20 protein-coding genes are annotated in these 24,756 nt (G+C 35.0%); 11 read left to right on the top strand and 9 right to left on the bottom strand.

The window, feature by feature from the left end:
• The first annotated feature begins 32 nt into the window (after positions 1-32).
• From ND812_RS05780 to ND812_RS05805, 6 genes are read left to right on the top strand one after another with little or no spacing between them, the layout of a single operon-like run.
• Entirely contained in the window at positions 33-2,183 is a 2,151-nt protein-coding gene (locus ND812_RS05780) for an ABC transporter substrate-binding protein (protein WP_265374663.1), read from the top strand.
• 54 nt (positions 2,184-2,237) lie between these two features.
• Positions 2,238-3,344: a DNA alkylation repair protein gene (locus ND812_RS05785; protein WP_265374664.1), complete on the top strand. Its 1,107-nt coding sequence runs from the start codon at positions 2,238-2,240 to the stop codon at positions 3,342-3,344.
• A 13-nt stretch (positions 3,345-3,357) separates the two neighbouring features.
• Complete coding sequence (locus tag ND812_RS05790; protein ID WP_265374665.1) at positions 3,358-3,960, top strand: hypothetical protein; 603 nt, start codon at positions 3,358-3,360, stop codon at positions 3,958-3,960.
• Positions 3,950-4,474 (top strand): hypothetical protein, encoded by a 525-nt coding sequence (locus tag ND812_RS05795; RefSeq protein ID WP_265374666.1) that lies wholly within the window; start codon positions 3,950-3,952, stop codon positions 4,472-4,474. Before ND812_RS05790 ends, ND812_RS05795 begins: the two co-directional genes overlap by 11 nt.
• A complete protein-coding gene (locus ND812_RS05800; protein WP_265374667.1) occupies positions 4,471-5,391 on the top strand; it encodes a CE1 family esterase in 921 nt (306 codons plus the stop codon). The genes ND812_RS05795 and ND812_RS05800 overlap by 4 nt, the downstream gene beginning before the upstream one ends.
• Positions 5,388-6,095, top strand: coding sequence for an SDR family oxidoreductase (locus ND812_RS05805; protein WP_265374668.1), 708 nt, complete (start codon positions 5,388-5,390; stop codon positions 6,093-6,095). The genes ND812_RS05800 and ND812_RS05805 overlap by 4 nt, the downstream gene beginning before the upstream one ends.
• A gap of 1 nt (position 6,096) precedes the next feature.
• Here ND812_RS05805 and ND812_RS05810 read toward each other — a convergent pair whose 3' ends face one another.
• From ND812_RS05810 to ND812_RS05850, 9 genes are all read right to left on the bottom strand, one after another.
• Positions 6,097-6,615, bottom strand: a complete 519-nt coding sequence (locus ND812_RS05810; RefSeq protein ID WP_265374669.1) for a Crp/Fnr family transcriptional regulator — start codon at positions 6,613-6,615, stop codon at positions 6,097-6,099.
• Positions 6,605-7,039, bottom strand: a complete 435-nt coding sequence (locus tag ND812_RS05815) for a Crp/Fnr family transcriptional regulator (protein WP_100715671.1) — start codon at positions 7,037-7,039, stop codon at positions 6,605-6,607. Before ND812_RS05815 ends, ND812_RS05810 begins: the two co-directional genes overlap by 11 nt.
• Complete coding sequence (locus ND812_RS05820) at positions 7,039-8,973, bottom strand: ankyrin repeat domain-containing protein (RefSeq protein ID WP_265374670.1); 1,935 nt, start codon at positions 8,971-8,973, stop codon at positions 7,039-7,041. The genes ND812_RS05815 and ND812_RS05820 overlap by 1 nt, the downstream gene beginning before the upstream one ends.
• The gene (locus ND812_RS05825; protein WP_265374671.1) at positions 8,970-10,535 is read right to left on the bottom strand and encodes a peptidoglycan DD-metalloendopeptidase family protein; all 1,566 of its coding nucleotides are present in this window, start codon (positions 10,533-10,535) and stop codon (positions 8,970-8,972) included. Before ND812_RS05825 ends, ND812_RS05820 begins: the two co-directional genes overlap by 4 nt.
• 51 nt (positions 10,536-10,586) lie before the next feature.
• The gene (locus ND812_RS05830; RefSeq protein WP_265374672.1) at positions 10,587-11,105 is read right to left on the bottom strand and encodes a helix-turn-helix transcriptional regulator; all 519 of its coding nucleotides are present in this window, start codon (positions 11,103-11,105) and stop codon (positions 10,587-10,589) included.
• A gap of 274 nt (positions 11,106-11,379) precedes the next feature.
• Positions 11,380-13,467 (bottom strand): adenylate/guanylate cyclase domain-containing protein, encoded by a 2,088-nt coding sequence (locus ND812_RS05835; RefSeq protein ID WP_265374673.1) that lies wholly within the window; start codon positions 13,465-13,467, stop codon positions 11,380-11,382.
• Positions 13,464-17,201, bottom strand: coding sequence for an adenylate/guanylate cyclase domain-containing protein (locus ND812_RS05840; RefSeq protein ID WP_265374674.1), 3,738 nt, complete (start codon positions 17,199-17,201; stop codon positions 13,464-13,466). Before ND812_RS05840 ends, ND812_RS05835 begins: the two co-directional genes overlap by 4 nt.
• A gap of 49 nt (positions 17,202-17,250) precedes the next feature.
• Entirely contained in the window at positions 17,251-18,249 is a 999-nt protein-coding gene (locus ND812_RS05845; protein WP_265374675.1) for an SPL family radical SAM protein, read from the bottom strand.
• A complete protein-coding gene (locus ND812_RS05850) occupies positions 18,242-19,108 on the bottom strand; it encodes a phosphorylase (RefSeq protein ID WP_265374676.1) in 867 nt (288 codons plus the stop codon). Before ND812_RS05850 ends, ND812_RS05845 begins: the two co-directional genes overlap by 8 nt.
• Before the next feature lie 27 nt (positions 19,109-19,135).
• On the opposite strand from ND812_RS05850, the gene ND812_RS05855 reads away from it, so the two are divergent.
• From ND812_RS05855 to ND812_RS05875, 5 genes are all read left to right on the top strand, one after another.
• Positions 19,136-19,678 carry a glutathione peroxidase gene (locus ND812_RS05855; protein ID WP_322113649.1) on the top strand — a complete coding sequence of 181 codons (543 nt, stop codon included), beginning with the start codon at positions 19,136-19,138 and terminating at the stop codon, positions 19,676-19,678.
• Positions 19,662-20,537, top strand: a complete 876-nt coding sequence (locus tag ND812_RS05860; RefSeq protein WP_265374677.1) for a ChaN family lipoprotein — start codon at positions 19,662-19,664, stop codon at positions 20,535-20,537. Before ND812_RS05855 ends, ND812_RS05860 begins: the two co-directional genes overlap by 17 nt.
• A gap of 15 nt (positions 20,538-20,552) precedes the next feature.
• Positions 20,553-23,156, top strand: coding sequence for a transglycosylase domain-containing protein (locus ND812_RS05865; protein WP_265374678.1), 2,604 nt, complete (start codon positions 20,553-20,555; stop codon positions 23,154-23,156).
• Positions 23,157-23,279: 123 nt separating this feature from the next.
• Entirely contained in the window at positions 23,280-24,146 is an 867-nt protein-coding gene (locus ND812_RS05870) for a hypothetical protein (RefSeq protein ID WP_265374679.1), read from the top strand.
• Entirely contained in the window at positions 24,143-24,613 is a 471-nt protein-coding gene (locus tag ND812_RS05875) for a hypothetical protein (RefSeq protein ID WP_265374680.1), read from the top strand. The genes ND812_RS05870 and ND812_RS05875 overlap by 4 nt, the downstream gene beginning before the upstream one ends.
• Positions 24,614-24,756: the final 143 nt, after the last annotated feature.

A 24,756-nucleotide genomic window follows, 5' to 3' on the forward strand; every position in this document is an offset into this window, starting at 1 on the left:
TTGCACTGCTAAATCATTAAAACATTTATAGAATGGAAACGACTTTGATTTTTCGCAGAATTAACTATGTCTTATTCATTTTAGTTTTTATACTACCATTTCAATCACTGTTTGCTTTAGAAAAAATTACATTACATCTCAAATGGTTCCATCAGTTTCAATTTGCTGGATATTATGCTGCGTATGAAAAGGGTTTCTACAAAGATGTAGGATTGGATGTAGAACTTTTGGAAAGTACGGTTGGGATTAGAGGCATTCATGAAAAAGTTGTTAAAACAACTGGTCAATACGGTGTTGGAAGTAATGAATTATTATTACACCGACATATGGGGAAACCCGTTGTTGTCTTAGGAGTTATTTTCCAACATTCTCCATCAGTTTTGTTTTTTAAAAAATCTTCAAATGTTCAGAGCATTCATGATTTAGTTGGCAAACGCGTTATGTTAACTCCTTGGATGGAAGAAATTGTAGCCTATCTTAAGAAAGAAGGAATAAATCCATCTGATCTTCAATTATTGGAACATCGTTTTAATCCAAGAGATTTAATTGAAGGTAGAGTAGATGCTTATTCAGGATATGCAACAACACAAGCTTTTGATTTTAAAAAAGCTGGATTTCCTGTCATTGCTTATTCTCCAAGATTAGCGGGGATTGATTTTTATGGTGATAATTTTTTTACAAGCGAAGAAGAGATAGAAAAATATCCTAATAGAGTGAAAGCTTTTCGCGAAGCAACATTACTTGGTTGGCAATATGCAATGAGTCACCAAGAAGAAATTGCTGAACTTATTTATAATAAATATTCCAAAAAAAATCCAAAAGAACGTCTCCTATTTGAAGCTCAGCAAATGACGACGTTGATACAACCTGTACTTGTTGAAATGGGCTATATGAATCCGGGTAGATGGAAACATATCAATGATATATATAACGAACTTGGAATGTTGCCTAAAAACATTAGCTTAAAAGGATTTTTGTATGATCCAAATCCTCCTACCAATTATGATTGGCTTTATTATACTTTTTTTGTAGTCTTAATTGGTGTCGGTGTTATTTGGCTAATTCAATGGAGAAGGTTAAATAAACAATACTCGGAAAATTTAAAAAATCAAGTCAAACAAAGAACAGAAGAATTAAGGCAATCGAATGAAAGTTTGCAAATATTAAATCAAAGTTTGGTACATACTTTAAAGGAACTTACCGAAGCACAAGACCGACTACTTGCATCAGAAAAATTAGCCGTTCTCGGTCAATTGGCAGCAGGCATGGCTCATGAATTAAATACTCCTTTAGGAGCCATTGTTTCATCTAATTTTTCACTTTCTGATTTTCTAAAGAATAAATTACAAACAGTAATCTCAACGATTATTAATTTTAATGAAGAAGATACTATACGTTATCAAATAGTTCTAAAAGTAAGTTTGGAAAATCAAGTATATTTGGAAGGTAAATCCGAAAGATCGTTAAAAAAAGAGTTACATTCAAAGTTTTCTCATTTAGAAAAAATGGAATTGTACGGTGATCATATGCAACTAGTCATTGAAACTGGTCTGTTCCGAAAGTTAGATCAGATTGAATATATATTGGGTAGTGAACGATCACTTGATATTCTTCGTTCAGTGGCGAGTATCAATTCAGCACATCGATGTAATCAAATCATATCAGTGGCTTCTGAAAAAGCAACTCACGTTATCCGTGCCTTAAAGAATTACTTAGTCTCTGAAAAAGAAACGACTAGCAATGAATCGGTGATTGATTTAGAATCTGAAATCGAAACTATCTTGTCACTTTATCATTATAATTTGAGTAATATAACGGTGGTTAAGAGTTATTTATCTGGTCTGAAATGTATAGGAAACCGAGATAAGCTAAACCAAGTTTGGATTAATTTGATCAATAACGCTTTACATGCAATGTCTTTTAATGGCACATTAGAAATTAAGATAATCCCCATTCAAAATTGGATCAAAGTGTCCATTATTGATTCCGGTGTTGGAGTTCCAGAGCATATCAAAGATAAGATTTTTGATCCATTTTTTACAACGAAACCAAATGGGGAAGGGATGGGGCTTGGATTGGACATTTGTAAAAAAATGATCATACAAATGGGCGGAAACATTGAATTGGAACCAAGTAATCGAGGTGCATGTTTTTCTGTATGGTTACCAAAAGCAAATCACTAACAAAATGTATGGTTCGCAAAAAATACTGAATTAAATGGCTGTAATGAATTAACAATGGAACCATTAAAAGAAATTTATTCGACTCATTGGATTCAAAATTTAAGTTTTGTCGTTTCTAAAGTCGATCCAAAGATTAAGTCATATGATTTCCAAAAAAAAATCCAGGAAACTCCATGGAAAAACTATGAATTAAAGCAGAGAATCAATCGTATAGCAGATACATTTTTGCATTATTGGAATCATCCATTAGATAAAATTGAACCAAAACTTTTGGAATTAATCAAATTATTAAGACAACAAGGTGTCAGTGATTTTAATTTTCCATATATTTTTGTAAACGATATTGTTGTAAAAACTGGAATTGATGATTTTAAATCTTCTATGAGAATATTAGAAAAGACGACTATATTTTCAAGTGCCGAGTTCGCGATTCGATTTTATTACATCAATCATTTTGAAAAAACTGTGAAACAAATGGAGAACTGGTCAAAACACAAAGAACCTTTTGTTAGAAGATTAGCAAGTGAAGGCAGTAGGCCCATCTTACCTTGGGGTATTGGAATTCCTGCAATCAAAGAAAAACCTGAAATTCATTTGAATATCTTGGAAAACTTATGGAGTGATGAAAATGAAATTGTCCGAAGGAGTGTATCCAACCATCTGAATGATATTTCAAAATTTCAACCAGATATCGTCATTGATTTTTGTAAAAATAAGTTTGGAGTTTCAGAAAGTTTAGATAAAAATTTGAAACATGCATTGCGAGGATTGCTCAAAAAAGCCGATGCTCGTGCCTTGTCTTATTTTCAATATGATACAAAGTGGATGCCTAAAGATTTTAAGTTATCTCTAAGAAAGAATAAAATTAAATTTGGAGATTCATTGGATTTTCAATTCAGTTTTTTGAATCCATCCACAAAGAATATTAAAATTAGGATCGAATATAAAATAGGATTTTTGTTAGCTAATGGAAAAGTTGGATACAAGATATTTCAGTTAGGTGAAAAAACTTTGAAGCCAAAAGAATTCTTTCAATACGATAAAAAACATTCTTTTAAACCGATTACAACTAGAGTGTATTATCCAGGTAAACATGAGATCTCAATTGTGATCAATGGGAATGAATGTAAAACTTCTCAATTTGAATTGTTAAAAGGTTAGAAAAACGAAAAAAATGAAGCTAAAAGTATTATTTTTGATTTTGAATTTATGTATTTCATGTTCAGTCTTTTATTCAGGCGAACGACGCAAGATAGAATTAAATAATAAAGTCTTCAATCGAACACTTAGTTATGAATTGATTGGTTGGGACGAAGAACTTGATAGAAGTCGTGTAACATTCATTTTATCGGCCTTAGAGAAATCTGGTAAATTTTCTTCTATTCGTTATTATGATCAAACTAAAGCAGATTTACATTTGCAAATTATATTGGAGTCCAGTCCTAAGTTTAAATTTTTTTTGGGGGAATCAACTGAACCTGTATCTTATTTGGCGGAACGAAAACAGGATCGATTTTTATTGTATTTAGTAAACCGTTTCTTAGCTGTTAGTACTTTCTTTGTTGTACCTGATATTGATCGAGATGATGATTATCTTTTATTTCGACTCAAAAAAAAAGGGAAAATAGAAAGAGAATATAGATACTCTTTGGAATCTTATCGTGTATTTGGTTGGGTCTCTATTTTATTTATGTGGGTAGATGATAGCGACCAATGGAATTCGATTTTAACGGAAAAAGTTTCGGATTTTTTAGGAGATATAAATAATGATCTTTGATCTGAATAGAATTCTAATCATAATACTTGTTATGTTCTCAATTAATTGTGCTGCTTTTCCCGATCCAGTCACTTCTAAAAATCGTAATAAACTTAAAATGGAAGAAAAACGTATCAGGCTTATTTTTACTGGATTTTATAGATATGAATCTGAAAAAGAAATCATCTTAGATTATTTCAAAAAACAAGGGTTAATTGAAGATCAGAGTTCTTCCTCCTCTTTGGAAGTGATACTGCAAAAAAAAGATCCTACTTACCGATATCCTTTTGTGCATAAGGTGCAGTTTCTACTTACATTTTTTTCAGGTGGTATTTTTCCATCTCATATTCGGACAGAACAATCACTTACCTTCCGTTATTCACGATCGGATGAGATTCTATTTGAAAATGAATATTCGGTGGGTATCGACCAATGGAGAGGAATTCCTGTCGTTCTTTTGATGATTACTAATTGGCCAAATCAAATTTTCAAAGAACAACTTCTTGAGGTAACTAAATTGGAGATGGCTCAATGAAACATTTTAAAGTAGGAATCTTTTGTCTTGTTACATTATTTTCTTGTATGGGTTACTTTTATAAATTAAAACCCAATGAAAAAAATGATTATTTTCAACTGAATGGAGTGAAACGTACATACTTTGTACATTACCCAAAAAATTGGAATGGCTTGCCTATACCGATGTTAGTTGCACTTCATGGTAGATTTGGTACTGGGCTTGCAATGATGAAACAAACCAAATTGAATGAGATTGCCGATTCAAAAGGTTTTATCGTAGTGTTTCCAGATGGTTACAAAAGGAGTTGGGCTGATGGAAGAGGTAGTTCTCCTGCTGATGAGGCTTCAATCAATGATGTTATATTTATAGAATCGATTGTGAAACGTATGATTTCTGAAGGATCGGTTGACGAACGTTATGTGTATTTGGTTGGACATTCCAATGGTGGATTTATGGCCCAAAGATTGGCGATTGAAAAATCTGAACTTTGGAGAGGGGTCATGAGTGTGGCCGCTCAAATTTCAGTTGGTCTACTGAAATCAAAACAGAAACATAACACGACGCCAGTCTCTGTAGCGATTATGGCGGGCACTGAAGATCCATTGGTTCCTTATAATGGTGGTTACGTAAAAGACGGAAAAGAAATTCTATCAGTTACAGATAGCATCCTTAGATGGAAGGAATGGAATCATTGCGAAGATACTATTACAAAAAATACCAAAGATTTTGTAGAAGATGGCAACAATCTTCAGATTCAATTTGAAAGGTTTACTAATTGTTCAAATAAGAAAATTGTGGAATTGATTCGATTGAATGGTCTTGGTCACAGTTGGCCAGGTGAAACCACAATGATTCCGTTTATCAACCAGGGAAAAAAGACTAAGGTAGTCGATGCTTCCTTGTTAGTTTGGGAATTTATGGAAAGTTTAAAATGAAAAAGGTTGCGGTTGTAACAGGAGCATCACGTGGCATAGGACTTGCTATCACAAAGGTTTTGCTCGGAATGGATTTCATTGTATATGGAATTTGTAGGCATCCAGAACAATGCCAAGAGTTACACGAAGATTTCCATTTAATTAAAGGTGATTTAAGTGATCCAAATACCATACCCAAGATCTTAAATTTACTACCTGCTAAAGATCATATTTCTTTATTAATCCATAGTGCAGGGATTGCATACTTTGGTCCCGTGGAAGAATTATCTCCTGAAAAAATAGTAGAAATGGTGCAAGTTGATTTAACTTCACCTATGATCTTAACAAGTGCTCTCACTCGTAATTTGAAAAAAAATGAAGGTAGGATAATCTTCATTGGTTCAATTTCGGGGAATGAAGTATCTCCTTGGGGGAATGTTTATGGTTCACTAAAAGCTGGAATCCACCAATATGCTCGGTTATTATTTGATGAACTTCGCAAATATTCAGTGAAGGTACACTTGGTAATACCTGATATTACAAAAACAGATTTTTATAATCATTTGAATATAGAACCAGATCAAGATCCAAAGTCATATTTGTTACCAGACCAAATTGCTGATGTGGTAAAACATTTAATATTGGATCAATCTGGATTTGTAGTTCCTGAAATTGTTGTTAGGCCTGAAATATTTAAAATTAAAAGAAAAAAATTCAGTTTATAAATCATTCACCGATTGATTGTGCATCATCTGTAAATGTTTCCAAAGGTACTGTACCTAGATTCTCTCCATCGGAATCAGAACCAGTATTGGAGACAGCAGGTGCAACTTTGGCAATCATTGAGTCTTCATCTTGTTTTCTTTTGATCGCTCTGATTTTTCCATCCGTTTCATATAATCTTTCGATTACTTTTTTTAGTAATAAGAATAAAAATTCAGGACTTTCCTGGCTCATTTGTACAAAAGTAGTTCGATTGATGATACCAAGTTTTGCCGATTCAGATACCACAACAATAGATGCTGCTCTTGGGCTATTGTTGATGATTGCCATTTCTCCAAAAAATTCGCCAGGCAATATACTTCTTAATTTAGTATGTTTGCCTTCTATTTGTTTATAAATGTCTAACTGGCCTTCAAACAAAAAGAACATAGCTCCATTAGAAGGAACTCCTTCCTTAAAAAGGACTTCTCCTCTTTTGATATTGATCATACTGAGTTTGGCTAGAGATTCTTTAAGTCCCATCACTCGCCTCGGTTAGATCTTTTAACTTTTGTTCGGCTTCAATAAGACGTTCTACATAAGTTTGTAATAATGCGTAGACGAACATAGGATTTGAATTTGCAATTCGAATTAGATTTTGTTTATCAAGAATTCCTAACTGTGCTCTATCTGATTCGATGAATACTGTCATTGCTCTGGGATGTGCAGAGATCAGTGCAATCTCTCCAAAAAACTCTCCTGTGGAAAGTTTTCTCACTTCATGGAAATTTCCTTGGTCAGGTGCACCCATTCCTACTGACAATGTTCCACTCAATATAAAATACATTTTTTCATTTGATGGATCACCTTCTCTTACGATGATCTCACCTCGTTTGAATGTCTTAGTTGGGACCGTATTAACAAAGTCGAATATATTGATACGATTATCTTTTTTGGGAATGGACATTAAAGACCGCGATAAATTTCTAAGAGTTGTGGATTTTTTTTCTCATCTGCATAATCCAATGCAGACTTACCATTTTTATCTTTTAGCTTAGGATCTCCGCCATTTAGAACCAATACTTTTGCCAATTCCAAAATGGGATCACTTTTACCAGGATCAAATTGAATTGCCAGTTCGGAAAGTATAGTTTTCCCTAATTTATCTTGTTGGTTGAGGTTCGCTCGTTTTTCTACTAGGAATAGTACTAACTTTTTATATAGTTCAATTTGGTTGGTATCTTTTGCATTTAAAAACTTTTGAATCGCTTTGTGTAAAAGCGAAAATCCATTATTGTCTGTTAGATTAGGATCTGCTCCCATGGTTAACAAAGTTGACATGGTTTCGATTCGATTACGATTGAGTGCTATGTGAAGAGCGCTTAATCCTCGTTTGTTTTTTGCATTTGGGTTTACACCCTTACTAATCAATAATTTAAGAGTCTCATCAACAAACTTTTGTTCTTTTTTATCAACCTCTAATTTACAAACCGTAGTGATTAGATTTTCATCCTCATCATTTAGTATTAATAAATTTGCACCACTGGATACGAGTAGTTTAAATGCTTCGGCATCCTTTCTTTCAATCGTAGAAAAGATTAATCCAACTCCATCTTTCAGTTGATGATTTGGGTTAGCTTTCTTCGATAATAGGAGTTTGGCGATATTTAATTGTTTGTTATCTAATGCAAGTGACAATGCAGTTTCATTTGTTTTTGCATTTACGATATCAACGGGAACTCCTTTTTTTAAGAGGAGGTCTACAACTTTGATTCCCTGTTTTCTGGAAGCTAAATGGATGGGTAAGTAACCAGAAAGATTGGGTGTTTGAATCTCTGCATTTTTTTCAATCAATAGTTCAGCAATAGACCATTTGGAACTTTCGATTGCTTCTTCCAAAGGGTTTTTATTCATTGATAGTATTTGATTTGGATTTGCACCAGCATCTAACGCCAATTTTAATAAGTTAGTATCGTTTTTGGTTAACGCAATTTCAAACAATGTTTTTCCATTTGTGTTTTTAGAGTCAACATTGAGTCCTTTTTTGATTAATAAATTCGTTACAACTAGGTTTCTTTTTTCAACCGAATAAAATAATAATGATTCACCTTCAGGTGTTTTGGATTGGACATCTGCTCCTCGGTTTAATAAGGATTCTACTCCCGCTGTGAATCCTTTTTCGATCGCAAATACGATGGGCCGAATAGACTTTGTATCTTCCGCATTTGGATTGGCATTTGCATCTAAAGCAAGAGTAAGTAGTTTTATGTTTCTTTGTTCAATTGCTACAAAAATGGGTGTTCGACCTGTTAAATCAGGTAAATTGATATCAGCACCATTTTGTAATAGGAAGTTGATAGAATCTATTTTTCCTTTTTCAAATGCCAAATAGATAGGAGATTTTCGTGGATTGTTTCTGAGATTCACATCTGCTTTACTTTCCACAAGTAACTTCTGAACAGCTAAGTTTGATTTTAAGATCGCAACATGTAGGGCAGTATTTCCATCAGCATCATAAGCATTTAGATCTGCACCTTTCTCGACTAATGTTTTGATTTGGTTCGTGAATTTGGATGTAACAACATAATGTAATAATGTTTTGCCAGATAGATCACGTTTGTTTAAATCAGCTCCCTGGTTTAATAAAAACTCAAATTGTTTTGATCGATTTTTTTCAACAGCTAAAATGAGGAGTGATTTTCCGGAATCATCTGAAGCATTGATATCTCCTCCATTTGTTACGGCATTTTCTAATTCCTTTTGATTTCCCTTTAATATGATTTGCACCATATCAAAACTTGGTGAAACTTCTGTTGAAGTAGGCAAAGTTTCTTCCGCTAACAAAATTGGTTGAAACGATTGAATCAGAAAAAAGAAAATTAGAATTAATTTAGATTTCATTTGGGTAAATATGCTCCTGGATCCAATGCTTGTTGGTCTGGGCCTTTCCTAACTTCAAAATGTAGATGAGGACCTGTTGATTTTCCAGTGTTTCCTACTAGACCAATGATATCGCCAGAGCGGACGGTGTCACCTTCTTTTACCTGCCTGTCACTTTGGTGTGCATAATAGGTATAAATGTTATTTTTATGGCTAATAATCGTTAACATCCCATAACCACCGCTAGTTGTAATAGTTCGCCATACTTTTCCATCACTTACAGCTTTGATTGGAGTTCCCACTGGAGCGGGTAAATCAATTCCTGAATGGAAGGCACCAATTTTTCCAGTTACTGGATCTACGCGTGTTCCAAAACTCGATGACACATAGCGGTCATTATCTACTGGAATCTGAAAGTATTTTGAGATATCATCAGTATCAACTAGAGGACCACGTTCTTTTGAAACAAATCCACCGAAGACCCATCCTTCCCACTCATCATTCCAATTTACATAAATCCATTTAGACCTTACTCCACCAATGGTTTCGATTTCCTTCTTGGTATCTAATATTTTAAGTTTTTCATCACCAGGGATTGAAGTAACGACAGAACCGTATTCGTTAGGTTCGTCTCTCATTCGTAAATTTGTAGATCTAACAAAACGTTTGTCTCCAATTTTTAAATCATCTGGATTTTCTTGTGGAAATGAAATTTCGCCTGGTTGAACTTCATATGAGACAACTTCTGAGTTACTTAAGTATCCACCGAAGACCCAACCATTACCATAAGCAGAAGATACTTGGTGCCAGTTGGAAGAGATTCCGTCGATCGTTTCTTCATTGGATGTGGAACTTTGTATGGTGACTTTGATTCCTTTTGGTAACCTCGCGATTACATATCCATTCACATCGGGTTCTCCTCTCATATTTAAGGAACTAGCGTTTACCCACATTTCCTTACCTTTTTTCGAGTCAGTATAACTTGTGCTAGCTGATTCAGTTGTGATTCTAGTAGGTATAGAAGACACATCTAAAGAGAATCCTTCAGTATTTCTGGATTTTACTGCTGGTTTTGTTGGTTGTAATAAGTCTTGGGTGGTATACCCTTCTTGTTTTGATTTTGTTCGAACCAAAACCCAATGAGAACCTTCTTTTTTTTCTGTTACATCTTGTTTTAAAACTAAAACTACTTCGAGGGTATCCCCTTTTTTTACCTTAATTTGCGAACGTGCGTTAGGCTGTTTATTTGGCTCGAGTTGTAAATAAAAATGATCAGAAGCAATGGCACTTACAGATTTGGATTTTTTATCAGTAGCTCCTGGTGCATTATTGTGGTCAGAAATTCCTTCTGCTAATTTTAAATCAATGGGGGAAGAGGAAATTTTGAGGCCAGGGAATCTGCTCTGCACTTTAGAAACAAAATCGTTATACTTTTGCAGAATTTCCTCTTGTTTTTTTTGATTGGTTTTGATTAACCCAGACTGTCTTTGTTTGTCACGGTCTTCTAATTGTGTTTGGGACCAAAGAGAAATGTTACATAATGCAAATAAGAATGTGAATAAAATTACGTTTCGATTTTTCATAAAACAAACTTAAAATAACAAAAAAGAACCACTTTGGTCAAGGTTTTTTGTTCAGTCTTCTTCGGGTAAAAGGGGAGTAAGGAAGAAAGAAATAAATTCCAGTTTCCCTCTCATAGAAGATTTTTCGTAGATAGACGCGGTTTGGTTTTCGATCGTCCTCAGACTTTTTTTCCTAACAGCAGCAATTTGTTTTTGGGAAAAACCTCTTAACAAAAGAATAGCAATCTCAGTTTCTGCTTCTGTTAAATTCCATTCTAACATCTGGGCCTTTGCTTCCGCCCAAAATCCTATTTCAGGATTTTTTAAAATTCGATTGGTTCTTTTTAAATCATGGATTTGTGTTTTTGCCTGTTTATTTTCAACAGCTTCTTTTTTGAGTTCTTTGTATAAAATAAAAACAACAAGGAAGGAAGAAATGGCAATGAATGATTCTATGGTTGCTATGATGACTCGAAATCGGTCGAAGTATTCAGGTGGTTTTGTAAGAGTGTATATTTCTTCAATGATCCATACAATTAAAGAAATCACATAAAAAACCAAAAATAGGATACGTAACGTGCGAGTTTCCATCTAATGATTCAATTTCAAACTTCTCTAATGTAGAATCAAGTATGTTTCAAAGGTAATTGGCACATTTGCGTTTTTCTTATATTGGGAGAGTTAAAAAACCGTGCGACCTTAAACACATGAAACAATGGTTCCATCTCCTCAATGTAACAACCCAGTTGCAACTACGATGCCTAATCATCAGCGATCATCCTCACGATCTGGTTCGGATCATCTTGGAGAGAATTTTTAAAGTTCTAGTTCTGTAGGGACTGGTTCGGAACAGAGTGGAAGCTAATTAAGAACCAGTTTGGCGGTAGATGATTTTTGCACCGATCTGCAAATTTTTGTATAAATCTAAAAAGATTTGGTTGGGAACCATCCCATCTGGATCTCTGGAAAATTCTGGACGTAAACGCTTTAAAAAATACATCCCCATTTCCCCTTTGTTTTTTGCTTTGACTTTACCACGGTATTCACATTCAAAAAATCGTTTTACTTTATCATAAGTAGTCTCAGATAAATTGATTTCGCCGGCATCACCTGAGCTTTCCATTCGACTTGCAGTGTTCACTGCATCTCCCCAAACATCATATGCAAATTTTGATTTTCCAACGACACCTGCAACCACAGGACCAGTGTGGATACCAATTCGAATCTCCCAAAAATCTTGGCCTAACATTTGTTTAAAGGAGCGAATCTGTGTCATAAAAGATTTGATCTCCATGGCAAACAAACATGCATCTACGGGGTGAGTGAAATTTCCTTGCGGAATTCCACCAGCAGCCATGTAAGAATCCCCAATTGTTTTTAGTTTTTCAAAATTATGCCTTACTGCTATATCATCAAATTGGGAAAAACATCCATCTAATTGTTCAATCAAATCTTCTGGAGACAATGATTCTGCTGCTTTTGTGAAGTTTTTGAAATCAGTAAATAATATACTAACGGATTCATATTCCATAGGAACAACTTCTCCACGTTCAATGAGTTCATCCGCCAAATCACCAGGAAGAATGTTTCGAATGAAGTGAAGTGTTTTTTCTCTCTCTTTTTCCAAATCTCGGCGTAAATTTGCATTATGAATTGCACCCGCCACTTGTTCACAAAACGAAATGATTTCTTGGAATTCAATTTGTGTCCAAGGGTTTTCCTTTGTTAGGCGAGTGACACAAATTATCCCAATGGTTTGACCTTGGACAACAAGAGGTACATGTCCAAAAATTTCTAATTTAAAACTTTCAACGATTGAGGTATCGATTGGAGTTAGTTCTTTCCATCGAGATGATTTTTTGAGATAAATTGGTTTTTGTTTTTGAAAAGACCTATAGAGTGAGCCAATAGAAGGAATCAGTTGAGGACGAAATGTTCGTAAAAAATTTGTGACAAGTAATCCTTTATTGAATACTTCTGCTCCTTCCATAAGAGGGACTAATGTATTGGATTTTGGATCTACTAATAAGATAAAACCTAATTCAACTCTGTGATTGGCTTTTAAATAACTAAATACTTCTCTTGTGATATCTTCGATTTCGGAATAGGAATTAATTTTTCGATTGAATTTGTGAAGGTTTTCCAATTTCAAACGATTGGATTCTATATTATCTTTTTCTTCTTGGATTTTTGAATTAACCGTTTTTAATTCATCAAGAAGATACCCTGTTTCAATTGTGCCTGCAATATAATCAGCAATGATTTTGATTTGGTTCAGTTGTTGTTCATTCAATAAAAATATACCTGAGTAATCTAATAAATCCAATGTCCCAATGAATTTATTGCGTAGGTAAAGTGGTACAATGAGAAGTGATTTTAAATTTGCTGATTTTTTATTTTCTAGTTCCACACCTTCTGTTTTATAAGTTTCAAAGTCTTCAATATAAAAACTCCGTTTTCTTTTTCGAACATACGCATGTGCATACGTAGTTACGTAAGAATCGGAAACAGGGATTCTCCTGCCCATGATCTCTAATTTTACGGATTCTGAAAGTTCTTCTGGGAAGTTACTGTGAAAAAATTCTAAGGCATCTAATTCTTTTTTATAAACGTATAAAAGGTAATGTGGAACGTTGAATTTTTCTCTGATATAAAATCCTAATATTCTCAGAACATCTTTTAAATCAGTTGCTGAGTTGATTTCTCTTAAAAGGCTATCAAGGTCAGAAAGTTGACCATATGAATCAACAAGTTTGTTCGAAAATTCCTCTGATTGCGTTTTTGTTGAGAGTAGTTCTTTTTCTTTTTCTTCTAATTCCTCATTCAGTAATTGAATTTTAGATTTTAAGACGGTAACAGTATTTTGGTTTTCTTCATTTTGTTTGTATAGTTTCGTTATCCCATATAGGATTCCTAAAAACAAAAAACCAATCAGATAGATAACATAGATCATTTGATTAGGATTTTTGCTCCCCGTTTTTGTTGGGTATATAACCTTTCAAATTTATCATTTGGAAGGATTCCAGTATCGTCTGCTAAGTCTGATTTTAATGCTAACAATTCGTAAATAGGGAATTGTTCTCCTTCGTAAGTATTGATCATTCTTTGGTTGTCGATATGGAATAATCGTTTCACTTTGTCCATGGTTTCTTGGGAAATGTTAATCGAAACACCGACTCCACCACGTCTGATGGCTTGTGTTTGTGTGACCGTTTTTCCCCAAACATCATAGTTGAATTTTGATTTTCCAATCACTCCCGCAACAACAGGCCCTGAGTGAATTGCAATGGTGATGCCATTCGGTTTGAATGGAATGTCTTTAAAATCTTCCATCATACGAATCACTTCGTTTTTAATTTGTAAGGCAGCAAGGCAAGCATCAACTGCGTGAGTAAAATTCCCGACAGGTAAACCACCGGCAGCTAAATACATATCCCCAGTCATTCTTAATTTTTCCATTCCCTTTGTTTTGATGATCTCATCAAATCGAGAGAAATATAAATCGAGACCTTCAATCAATTCTTCTGGTGTGAGTTGTCCTGTAATTTGAGAGAAACCAGGAAAACTTGTCATGAGTAAGGTTACATTTTCAAATTCAACTGGATTTACTCTTCCTTTCTTTTGCAGTTCTTCTGCTACGTTTTTTGGGAGGATGTTGAGTAAAAGAGAGTCGGATCTTTGTTTTTCTTCTTCAATTTTTTTCAGTAAAAAGTGGTTGTTGATGGCACTTGCAATATGTTCCGAAACACCTACGATGGAATCAACTTCTTCACTGGTAAAATGTATGGTCTCATCATTGATTCCATACATTGCCATGGCCACAACTTCATCGTTATTCACTAATGGAGAAATTAAAAAACCCTTCATACCAGATTTTTCAGTAATTTGTTTATCAATATGGTAAGGCATTGATTTGGGAACATGTTTCATGTAAAAATGTCTTTTTCGTAAGTAACATTTATAAACAAATCCACTTTCTTCTTTCAGAGGAAACCTTAGCGTTTTAAAAAAATTCACATTTTCATCATTTAACAAATCAAAGCCGGAATGGTTTAAATAACGAAACTCATTAAATTCTTTATCTAGAAAATACAATACACAGTTTTCAATTTTATAGTTTTTGCGAATGAATCCAAAGATTTCGGCAAGAATGTTTTCTAAGTTGTTTTGAGAGTTTATCGTTTTTGCAAACTCATTCATTTTTTGAATTTCTGCTTTTGCTCTTTCCGATTTTTTTCGTTCATCTTCCGTTAATTGGAGTAATAATGAATTCTGAATTGCTCCCGCGATTTGGTCACAAAAACCCGAAATACGTCTGAGTACTTCACGTGTTACTTCCAATGGTTTTTGGTAGGATGTAAAATAGGCAATTCCTATCACTTCGTTTTGTACAACAAGAGGAACTGCAATAAAAGAAGTTAAACTTAATTTTGAAAATATTTGTTCGTCTAACTCTGATTCGTATGTTTTTGGGGGTTTGGGAACAAATAATGTTTTTTTACGCAAATACGTTTTATAAATGATCCCTCCTCTTTCATTCAATGGAACTCGGAAGGATTTTGCAAAGTGTAATTGTTCTTCTGTTGCATAAATTGGAATTGTGGTTTTGTAAGTGTATAATTCTCTTTTTTTCGGATCGATTAATTGTATGAGTGTGGCTTCAATTTCAAAACTCTTTAATATATAATCAAACATCTCGTCTATGATTTGAGACAAACTGGATTCAGAGTTTATTTTTTTAGCGAATTCATTGAGTTTGACAACTTCGTTTTTGGCATCTTCCATTTGCAAACGTGCGTTATCTGCAATGAACTTTTCTCGGTTCATCTCTTCCACAAGAATGGAATTGGTTACTGCAGTTGCGATATTTTCTGCAGTATTTTCAACTAATTGTAATTGTGCTTTTGAAAAACTAGATCCTTTTTGTTCGCTGAAAATAGCTAACATCGCAATAACTTTCCCTTGTGAACTCAAAGGAATGATCATTCCTGGATTTTTCCCAATCAATTGAATGAATTTTTGATTGGATTCATTTAAACGTGATTCCCAAACTTTTGCAAATCGAAAGGGTCGATTTCGTTTGTAAACATGGTAAAACAAACCAGCGCTTGGATCTAATGGGAAACTGACACCACGAAATTTAGATTCAAGTTGTAATTCGGATGTGGAAGAAACTAATGCTTTGTGATACTGGAGTTTGCCATTCTCTGAATCGACAAGTAATAGTATCATCGAATCACAAAATACTTCTTCTTTTAAATAATCAAAAGCTTTGTTGAGGATGCTATCTAACTCAAGAGATGTGTTGAGTGTTTTTGCAAATTCATTGAGCCTTTCAATATTGGCTTTTGAAACTTCTAATTCCTTTGTCCTTTCAACAACGATATCTTCTAATCCATCTTTTAAGATATTGAGTTCTTTATTTGAAATTTCTAAACTTTCTTTTAGTTTTTCGATCGATAAATAGGCTCTTGTAAATCCATTAGACAAAATATACCCTTGGAACAAAATAAAACCTAAAAATCCAAAAGGAGTGATATTCATCGTATTGATGATATTGTTTTGGTATAAAATGTCGTGTACGACGGTGCCAAAAACAAAACTAAAACCAATGAGAGATAAACCTGCTCCGACTGTATCGGAACGATAGGCCATGATGATAGCAATGGTGATACGAACACAAACGAGTATGAGGAAAATTTGAAAATAATGGATTTGTGAAGTAAATACAGAGACAGGTAAAAACAAAGAAACTAAAAATGGTGTGATGAGGGTGTAAAGAACATACATTGTCCTTTGCCCCACCGTTTTAGGGAAAACCAATCGATAGAAGTATGCAAAAACAATGGTCGATATGTAAATCGTCGCAAATTCCAGTCGAATGAGAGCAGACATTGGGAGCGATGGAATGATGTCCAAAATATTCCTCTCACCAATCGTGAGAAGGCGCATAACAATGAGTAAACTGAAAAGTGCGATGAACAAACTGGCTTTGTCTTGCCTACGCATGAGAAACAAACCCAAGTGATACAATGCCCAGAGAAAAATACTACCAGCTAAGAAGGAAGTGATTTGGTAACTGCGATTGACCTTGTCGTATAACTTACGTCTTTCGCCGATTTCCATACTTTCCCAAAATCCGCCTTTCGAATAATGGAAATTAGATATTTCATAAACAATTTCTGTTTCTCCAGAAACGGGCTCGAGATCGACTAAGATGGATTTGTAGGAAGGTTCAAAATAATTTGGATTGATTCCAAAACTACCTTGTTCCACAACCAATTTCCCATTGATGTACATTCGGTACGCAGATGATAGATCCAAATTGTGAAAGGCTAAAGTAGGTGTGTTTTCAGGAAAAATTACTTTTAGTTTATATGTCGCATATCCATAACCACCAAGTGTTTCACCAAACCAATTGACACCTTTCCAATTCGAGGGAACAACTTGGTAGATGAACTTAGGTTCTTTTCCTAGTTCTTTTTCAATTTGAATGCCACTTAACGTCTCTTTCCAATAAAATTCCCATTCACCATCCAAGTTGATGTTTCCATCACGGAGGAAATCCCATGAAGACAAGTCGATTTTCCCTTTTTCAGCAATTGGTTTGTTCCGATTGACTTCTCCACAGGACAAAATGGAGAAGAGAAGGCAGAATGATACAACCAAATGAAACGTTTTCTTCATAGTTAGGCTACAAAGACTATGAGAACGAAGGGAAATGGAAAGGAAAAATTTAAGGATAACTTAGATTTATTTGAGAAGGATCAAAATGTTTCTCTAAGGAAGGGACTACTACATTTATGATCTCTTCTGTTTCTTCTTTTGAATACGAAACAATTTTGTCTTTTTTTTCAAAAGGATGAAATAAAATGGAAGAGTCCTTCCGTTTGTCTGTGATTTGTTTTAAAAAATCGAGATTCATACGAAACCCTCCCACGCTGAGTTCTGTGATCCCTTTTGGATTTAGTTCTTTCCCTAACGTTTCGGCTAACGATTGGTAATGGAATTTCCAATCTGGAATTCTAAGTACTGGATCAATACAAACTCTTACTTTCCATCCGGCCTCGATTGTTTTTTGCATTGTTTTGATCCTCGCTTGTAAAGAGGGAGTTCCATGTTCAATCGTATCAATGACAATTTGTGGGCTGATTGTCCAAGCAAGGATGATATTTGGGTTGGGTGTTAGATGGGCAATGGATTGAAAATTGGTAGATTTTGTTCGGATTTCAAGTGTTAAATTTGGTTCCGTTGAAGCAAATTGGATCCAACTTTTTGTCGCAGGGAAAAACGATTCTAATGCCAACAAATCTGTGTCATACGAGAGGGCCAAATACAAAGATCCATTGACATCTAAGAACTTTTTTGTTTCAGTAAAAAAATCTTCCCAATTCACAAATAACACAAGATTTGCGGAAGGAAACATCCCTTGTAAGTAACAATACTCACAATCATAAATACAGTTCAGTGCTAAGGTATTGTAATAAAAATGTTTGTGAGAAAAGTTAGGTGAAAAGTCACTTCCAGGGTATAAAAAATGTTCTTTTTTTTCGGCTAACACCAGTTTTGGCGATTGTTTTTGGATTCGAAAGTTTTGTGAATTACGATTAAAACTGTCCTTATAATGCCGAATGGGAATTTGGATCGCATTTGGAAATTTGGATAGGATTTCCTTGGTTCGAAAGTGATCAGCTACTGTTTCTTCAATATAAATATGTGAAAATGATTTAAACATGGAGTTGTTTTTTCCATTCCTCCACAAATGTTTTTACTTCCGATTTCGATTTGATTTTTGGAACAATTTCTAAGTTGGGCATGGGTATGTTTGTGTTTGGATAACGCAAAAAATAATATCGTAATGATTTTTTAAGATCATGTTTCATGGTTTCTGTTAGGCGAAGTTCCTTTACTTCTTTCCAAATGTCTGGCCAAATTTTTGTTTCAAATGGATCTTCCATTACCCAAGGAAGAGGGTGAGTCCATTCAAAGAATAATGGTTCCATCACATTTGTTACTATGGATTCCACAGTTTCTGGCTTGCAAAAATTCCCTTCTAGATGGTCAGAGATGACTTTCCCAATCGATATGTTTTCCAAAGGAAAATAAAGTGATGCCGCTTCAAAAAATCCAGATCCTTCCATATCAACAAGTGATACTGATTGTAAATCCGTTTCACTGAAGACTTGGAATTGGTTTTCTGTTGTGGTTTTGGCAATGGGACGATCAAATGTTGTAAGGTTTGTTTCCATTGGAAATACAGATTTTGTCATCCTTTCTGGATAAAAGTCTTTCCCAGTGGCAAAGTCAGTGATTTTATGAATCCAAAAGAATTCGCCAACCTTCCAATTTGGTTGGTTGGAACCAGCAATTCCTAAATTCCAAACTTTCATTTTGTCTCGTTCTTCTTTTGGCAAAAGGTGTGCAAACTCTGAAACGGCAAGTGCCATTGCCATTTTTCCAATGCCTGAAATGATGATGTAGATAGAATCATTTTTGTAGATTCGAAATTTACCAGAGTGGTGGACCGGTTTTGCATTTGTTTTTTGGATCCAAGGTTTTGCTTCGGAAAGAACTGCAAAAAACAATGATGGCATAGTCTAAAATTGGAGGAGGGGGTCCTAATGCAAAGAAAAGTTTTGTTTGCTATTTTTCTATTTGTTGGATTGAATCTGTATGCTGGAGGAAAAAAAATGTCATTTCATAATTTAAAATCTGTAACCATCCAAGGAAAGGAAATTTCTCTAGGTGATTATAAAGGCCATCCTGTTCTTGTAGTCAATGTAGCATCTAAATGTGGTTATACGCCACAATATGAAGGATTGGAAAAACTCCATCTCACATATAAAGAGAAAGGATTAAAAGTGATTGGTTTTCCTTCCAATGACTTCGGCGGTCAAGAACCAGGTACGGAAGCTCAAATTGCAGAATTTTGTAAGCTTAACTTTGGGGTCAGTTTTGATCTGATGAAAAAAACAAAAGTTCTGGGAAATGACAAAGATCCAGTGTACCAATTTTTAACTGAGAATGCGAAGGAAAAAGGTGATGTAAAATGGAACTTCGAAAAATTTCTCATCGATAAAAATGGAAACGTTGTGAATCGATTTCCATCTTCCACTAAACCTGAAAGTGTTGAATTGAAAACAGCCATTGAAAGTATTTTATAAGAGAACATTCTCTTTCATTTTATATTCGTTTTTTGTGTTTGGGTTGTTTGGGCAAACAAGTCCTAACAACCTAAATATCATACGAACCAAAACCTCTGAATCAGTTTCCATGGATGACATCATTAAGGAAACAAAACAATATGATGTCATCGTACTTGGTGAAGAACATGATAATCACGAATTACATCGGTTTTACGAAGGTTTCTTACGTACATTATATGCAACAGATGTGGTCAGTTTATCACTTGAAATGTTGGAAAAAGACCAACAATTCATTGTGGATGAATACCTCAACGGAACCATCTCGGAGTCACAATTTTTAACATCCATCGTACATTGGAAAAATTTCAAAACGGATTATTTGCCTCTTGTCAATCTAACAAAAGAAAATCAATGTAAAGTGATCGCTGCAAATCCCCCACGTAGGTATGTGAATTTGATTTCCAAAAAGGGACTTCTGGCATATCGAGATTTTTCAACTACTGCATTAACCTTTTTGCCACAAGCCTACACCTTAGAAAAATATCTCACAAAAGAATACAAACAAAGGTTAACTGATCTTTTTGGAGGTATTGAACATTCAAACCAACATAAAACCAATCTCCAATTTATGATACTAGGCCAAGCCACTTGGGACCAGGGCATGGCGGAGGCCATTTCCTCCGAAATCCATAAATCTGGTAAAAAAGTGGTCCATTTGAACGGACGTTTTCATTCCGATCGAAATGGTGGAGTTGTGTCTAGGTTACGAGAAATGGGCCATTCTGTGTTGGTTTTATCCGGGTTTCCCAAGGGAAGGGAAGAGGAATCAGATTTTGTGAAAATCGCTGATTTTGTAATTTTAACAAACGACCGATAAGAATAGGGAGAACCTATGTCGGCACTTTCTCCCAAATACCTTTGTCCTCATTGCCAAAAAGCATCTCGTTTGCCGGAACCCATTCCAAAAGAAGGAAAGTTCCAGCTAACGTGTGCTCATTGTGCAGAAAAAGTTGTATTAAATTTTGTCGATTATCGATTTGAAATTGTTCAAATCCTTCCCAGTCCAAAAGAAGATCTGAAACAATCGTACCAAAGTTTTAAAATTCCAGTTCCTAGTATCACAGATTCAATTAAAGAGTCTTCATCCTCAAAAACTTCGAGTGGAAAACCAAAACCATTTTTTGAAAAGAGAGTGGTTTGGGAAAAAGAACCAAAAAAAGAAAACGTAAAATTTAATACCAATCCTTTACGATTGTCTCGAAGAAACAATAACACTCGAAAAAATCCGTCTTCGTTTTCTTATTTACGTGTAGCCTTTACGATCACATCGATCCTTCTATTTTTATTCATTGTTAGTTTTTCTTATTTTGTGGCAGGTGTACTTGCGACCAAAAAAGAAGTTCCCATGTATTTGGAAACTTTGTCCAAAAATATTCCAACAAAAATCTTGGATCGAAATGGACAAGTTGTCAGTGAAATTTTCCAAAAACGTACTTCTACTCTAAGTTTACAAGATTATCCAGAAGATATGATTTCTATATTATTAAATATAGAAGATCAAAAGTTTTTTTTCCATGGTGGGATTGATTATTCCGCCATCTTACGAGCCTTTTTTAAAAACATTATCAATCTAAGTTATAAACAAGGTGCATCTACCATCACCCAACAGTTAGCAAGGATCATTTTAGATGACAGACGTAAAAGTCTGAATCGTAAGTGGAGAGAAGCACAGCTTGCGATTGCCTTGGAATCTGTCTTAACAAAAGAACAAATTCTCGAAACCTATATGAACCATGTTTATTTAGGCCATGGTGCTTTTGGATTTGGAGAAGGAATCAAGTTTTATTTCCAAAAAAATCCGATGGAATTATCGAAAGAGGAAATGGTTTTACTTGCTTCCCTTCCATCAGCACCTAATAAGTATTCACCATTAAAAAATCCTGAAGATTCATATACGCGAGTTAGAGCCATTTTGAATATGTTTAGGAATCGTGGCATTTATCCCAATTTGGACCGAGATAAGTTTGTTAGTTTTTATCATAATTTATCCACTAGGTCTCCGAATGAAACTGTATTTGGCTCTCGTCATGACATTGCTCCGTATGTGACTGAACATGTGCGTGCCATTTTGTCTTCGATTGAAGGGGAAAAAAACATATATGAAAGTGGCGGATATACGGTTGAAACAACACTCGATCGGAATGCCCAAGAATTGATTGGTCCCATTGTAAGGGAATACTTAGCCAAAAACAAACGTTCTGGAAAAATTCAGAAGAGACGAGTACGTCTAAAACCAGAATCACCTCTCGACCTTGCATTTCGCCAAAAGTTGGAAGAGATATCACTTTTGAATGAGATGGTATGGAATCCTGATCATTTAGATGGAGATAAGGACCAATCAGTTATCCAAGCAGCAATAGTCGGAATACAACCTAACACTGGACAGGTTTTATTTTTACATGGTGGTGATGAGTTTAATTCTTCGAACCAGTTTAATCGAGTTACCCAGATGCGAAGGCAAACTGGTAGTTCCATTAAAGCAGTGTTATATGCTTCTGCCATTGATTCTGGTTCCATTCATTCCGGAATGAGAATCTTAGATGCACCTTTGTACTACCGAGGGGGTGGAGGAAAAGAATGGGCTCCTGAAAATTTAGGTGGAAGTTTTGATGGAGAAATTTCACTACGAACGGCTCTTGTTAAATCCAAAAATACAGCTGCAGTACAAGTAGCAGAAAGACTAGGTAGTTCTGGGATAGAAAAGTATTTTACTAAATTCTTTTTTCCCAACGAAACAGAGAAAAAAAATAGATTTCGCGGGGATCTTTCATTGGCTCTTGGTACACTTGAGATTTCACCTTTAGAGATGGCTTCTGCGTTTACTAGTTTTGTGAACCAAGGTACTATCAAACGACCTTACTTAATCCAAAGGATCAAAAATTCAAAAGGCAATGTCCTCTACGAAGTAGGAGGAAGTGATGAGTTTAAATTAAAATTGCCTGAAGAGAGGCAGGTGATTCGGCCTGATACTGCTGAAGTAATGATTTCATTATTACGGGATAGTGGTAGGGCAAGTGGCGTACGAAACGGTGGTTATACGGGAGATCTAATTGGTAAAACTGGAACCACAAATGATTATAAAGATGCATGGTTTGTTGGTGCAAGACCAGATTTATCTCTTGCGGTTTGGGTTGGTTATGACAATCCAAAATTTGGAATGGGTCCAAGTGGTCTTGGTGGGGCAGTGGCCGCTCCTCTTTGGGGTGAGATTCTTGCCACAATCGATAAAAAAAGTATCTTACCAAAAACACAATTTAGTTTGCCAGTCTATGCAAAACCTTACAAAATTTGTACATTATCGGGAAAACAAGCATCACCAACTTGTCCGAGTACACAAGAATTGTATTTATCTGATTATCCACCGGAAGGCCCGTGTACGGAAGATCATAAATCTACTTCCTCGGATCATAAGGATTTAATGAAAGGATTGTATTAATTGTACCAATTGTTGAAATTTCAAAGTTTAATATTCGCCTTTGTATTGTATGTTGGTAGTTATTCAGTATCTGGGATATTATTTCCCCTTTTCGCAAATGGTTCATACGAAGAAGCATATGAAATGGAACAAACAAATACTTTGTTTGCGATTCCATTATATGAAAAAGCACTCAGCCAAAAACCTAGTGGTAAATTACAGAAAGCAGTTGTTTCTCGTTTATTCTTTCTGTATAAAAAACATTCAAAATTATTAGATGCTTTATTTTTGGGAAGTCGTTTCCCCTCGCATATTCCATCAAAGGATCGGTCATGGATTTGGAACCAACTTGCTGAAATTTATAAACCAATCAATGTTTCCGAATTATCTTCCACATATGTATTCGCTACAAAGGCAAATGGAGAGAATTCTAGTGAATTGCGAGAGCATTTGAGACAACGAAATTTGCCAAAATTATATGAATTTTCCTCCATACTCTTATTAAAACGCAAACAATACAAAGTGATTTTATCTCTTTACGAAGAAAATCCTAGTATGTTCCTGACTCCATTATTCATCGGGATATCTGAATTAAAATTAGATACAGAACAGGGAAAAGAATTCTTAAAAAAAGTTTTAACTGATTCTGACAAAGAACGAACAGACCAAGAAAAATCGGATATATTGTATTTAATGGGAGTCCATTATCGCCAATCCAATGAACACGAGTTATCTGCTCGTTATTTTCGAATGAGTGGTAGTTTTTTTGCAAAACCTAGAGCTGATTTAGAAGCGAGTAAATCTCTAGTGTTACAAGGAAAAACAAAAGAGATGTGCTCTACATTTAAATTTTTTGTATCTCCATTTGATGAGATCGAAACTCTCCTTCATTATCATTGTTCTCCGAATGGTACACAATCAACACGACCTATTTTTGCTAGTATTCGAATCCTTGCTGAACGTGAAGGGAACGAGTTTTTAAATGTGTTGTATCCCAAGGATAGTTTATGAACCAATTGAAAGATAAATTTCTTCTGATCGGCATCATATGCATTCTTCTTTTCACAACCCTACCTATATTGTCTAATTTCCTTGTCACTCCTGACGAAATTCTAAAATTAGAATTCCAAACAAACGTTAGGAGCCAGTTACGTTTCTGTAAACAAAATCCCATCCAAGTGTATGGAAGAAATCCAATGGGAAACCAATTGAATTGTTTTTCTGTTCTTGAGGGAGAAGTAGTATTGGAATCTTTTTTTACAGAAGAGATAACAGACCCAACTGAAACGCAGTGGGCATTTTATGATTCCATGGGCAAACAAGTTTTCCCTACCGTTGTTTGGGAAGGTGTGGACCCTTTGGTTTTTGTTTCTCTGGTTCGTTCCAAACGAGGCCAATTTGGAGTTCAGTTGCAAAAGAAAAAGGATGGAGCTTATTACTTTTACCGAACGAAAATTTCGAGTTGGGTGATCCCTTAAGGGTCAACTTTTTGCGAAAGCTTCGCGGAGCCTTAGACGATCTCCTCAATTCGAATCCTTCAATTAGTTGTTAGTTGGGAAATTGATTTGTGGTAATAGAGACTTGATTGGGCAGGGAAGGTTCGCCCACCCTTCACTCCGCC

It is taken from the genome of Leptospira limi (assembly GCF_026151395.1).
Taxonomy (GTDB): domain Bacteria; phylum Spirochaetota; class Leptospiria; order Leptospirales; family Leptospiraceae; genus Leptospira_A; species Leptospira_A limi.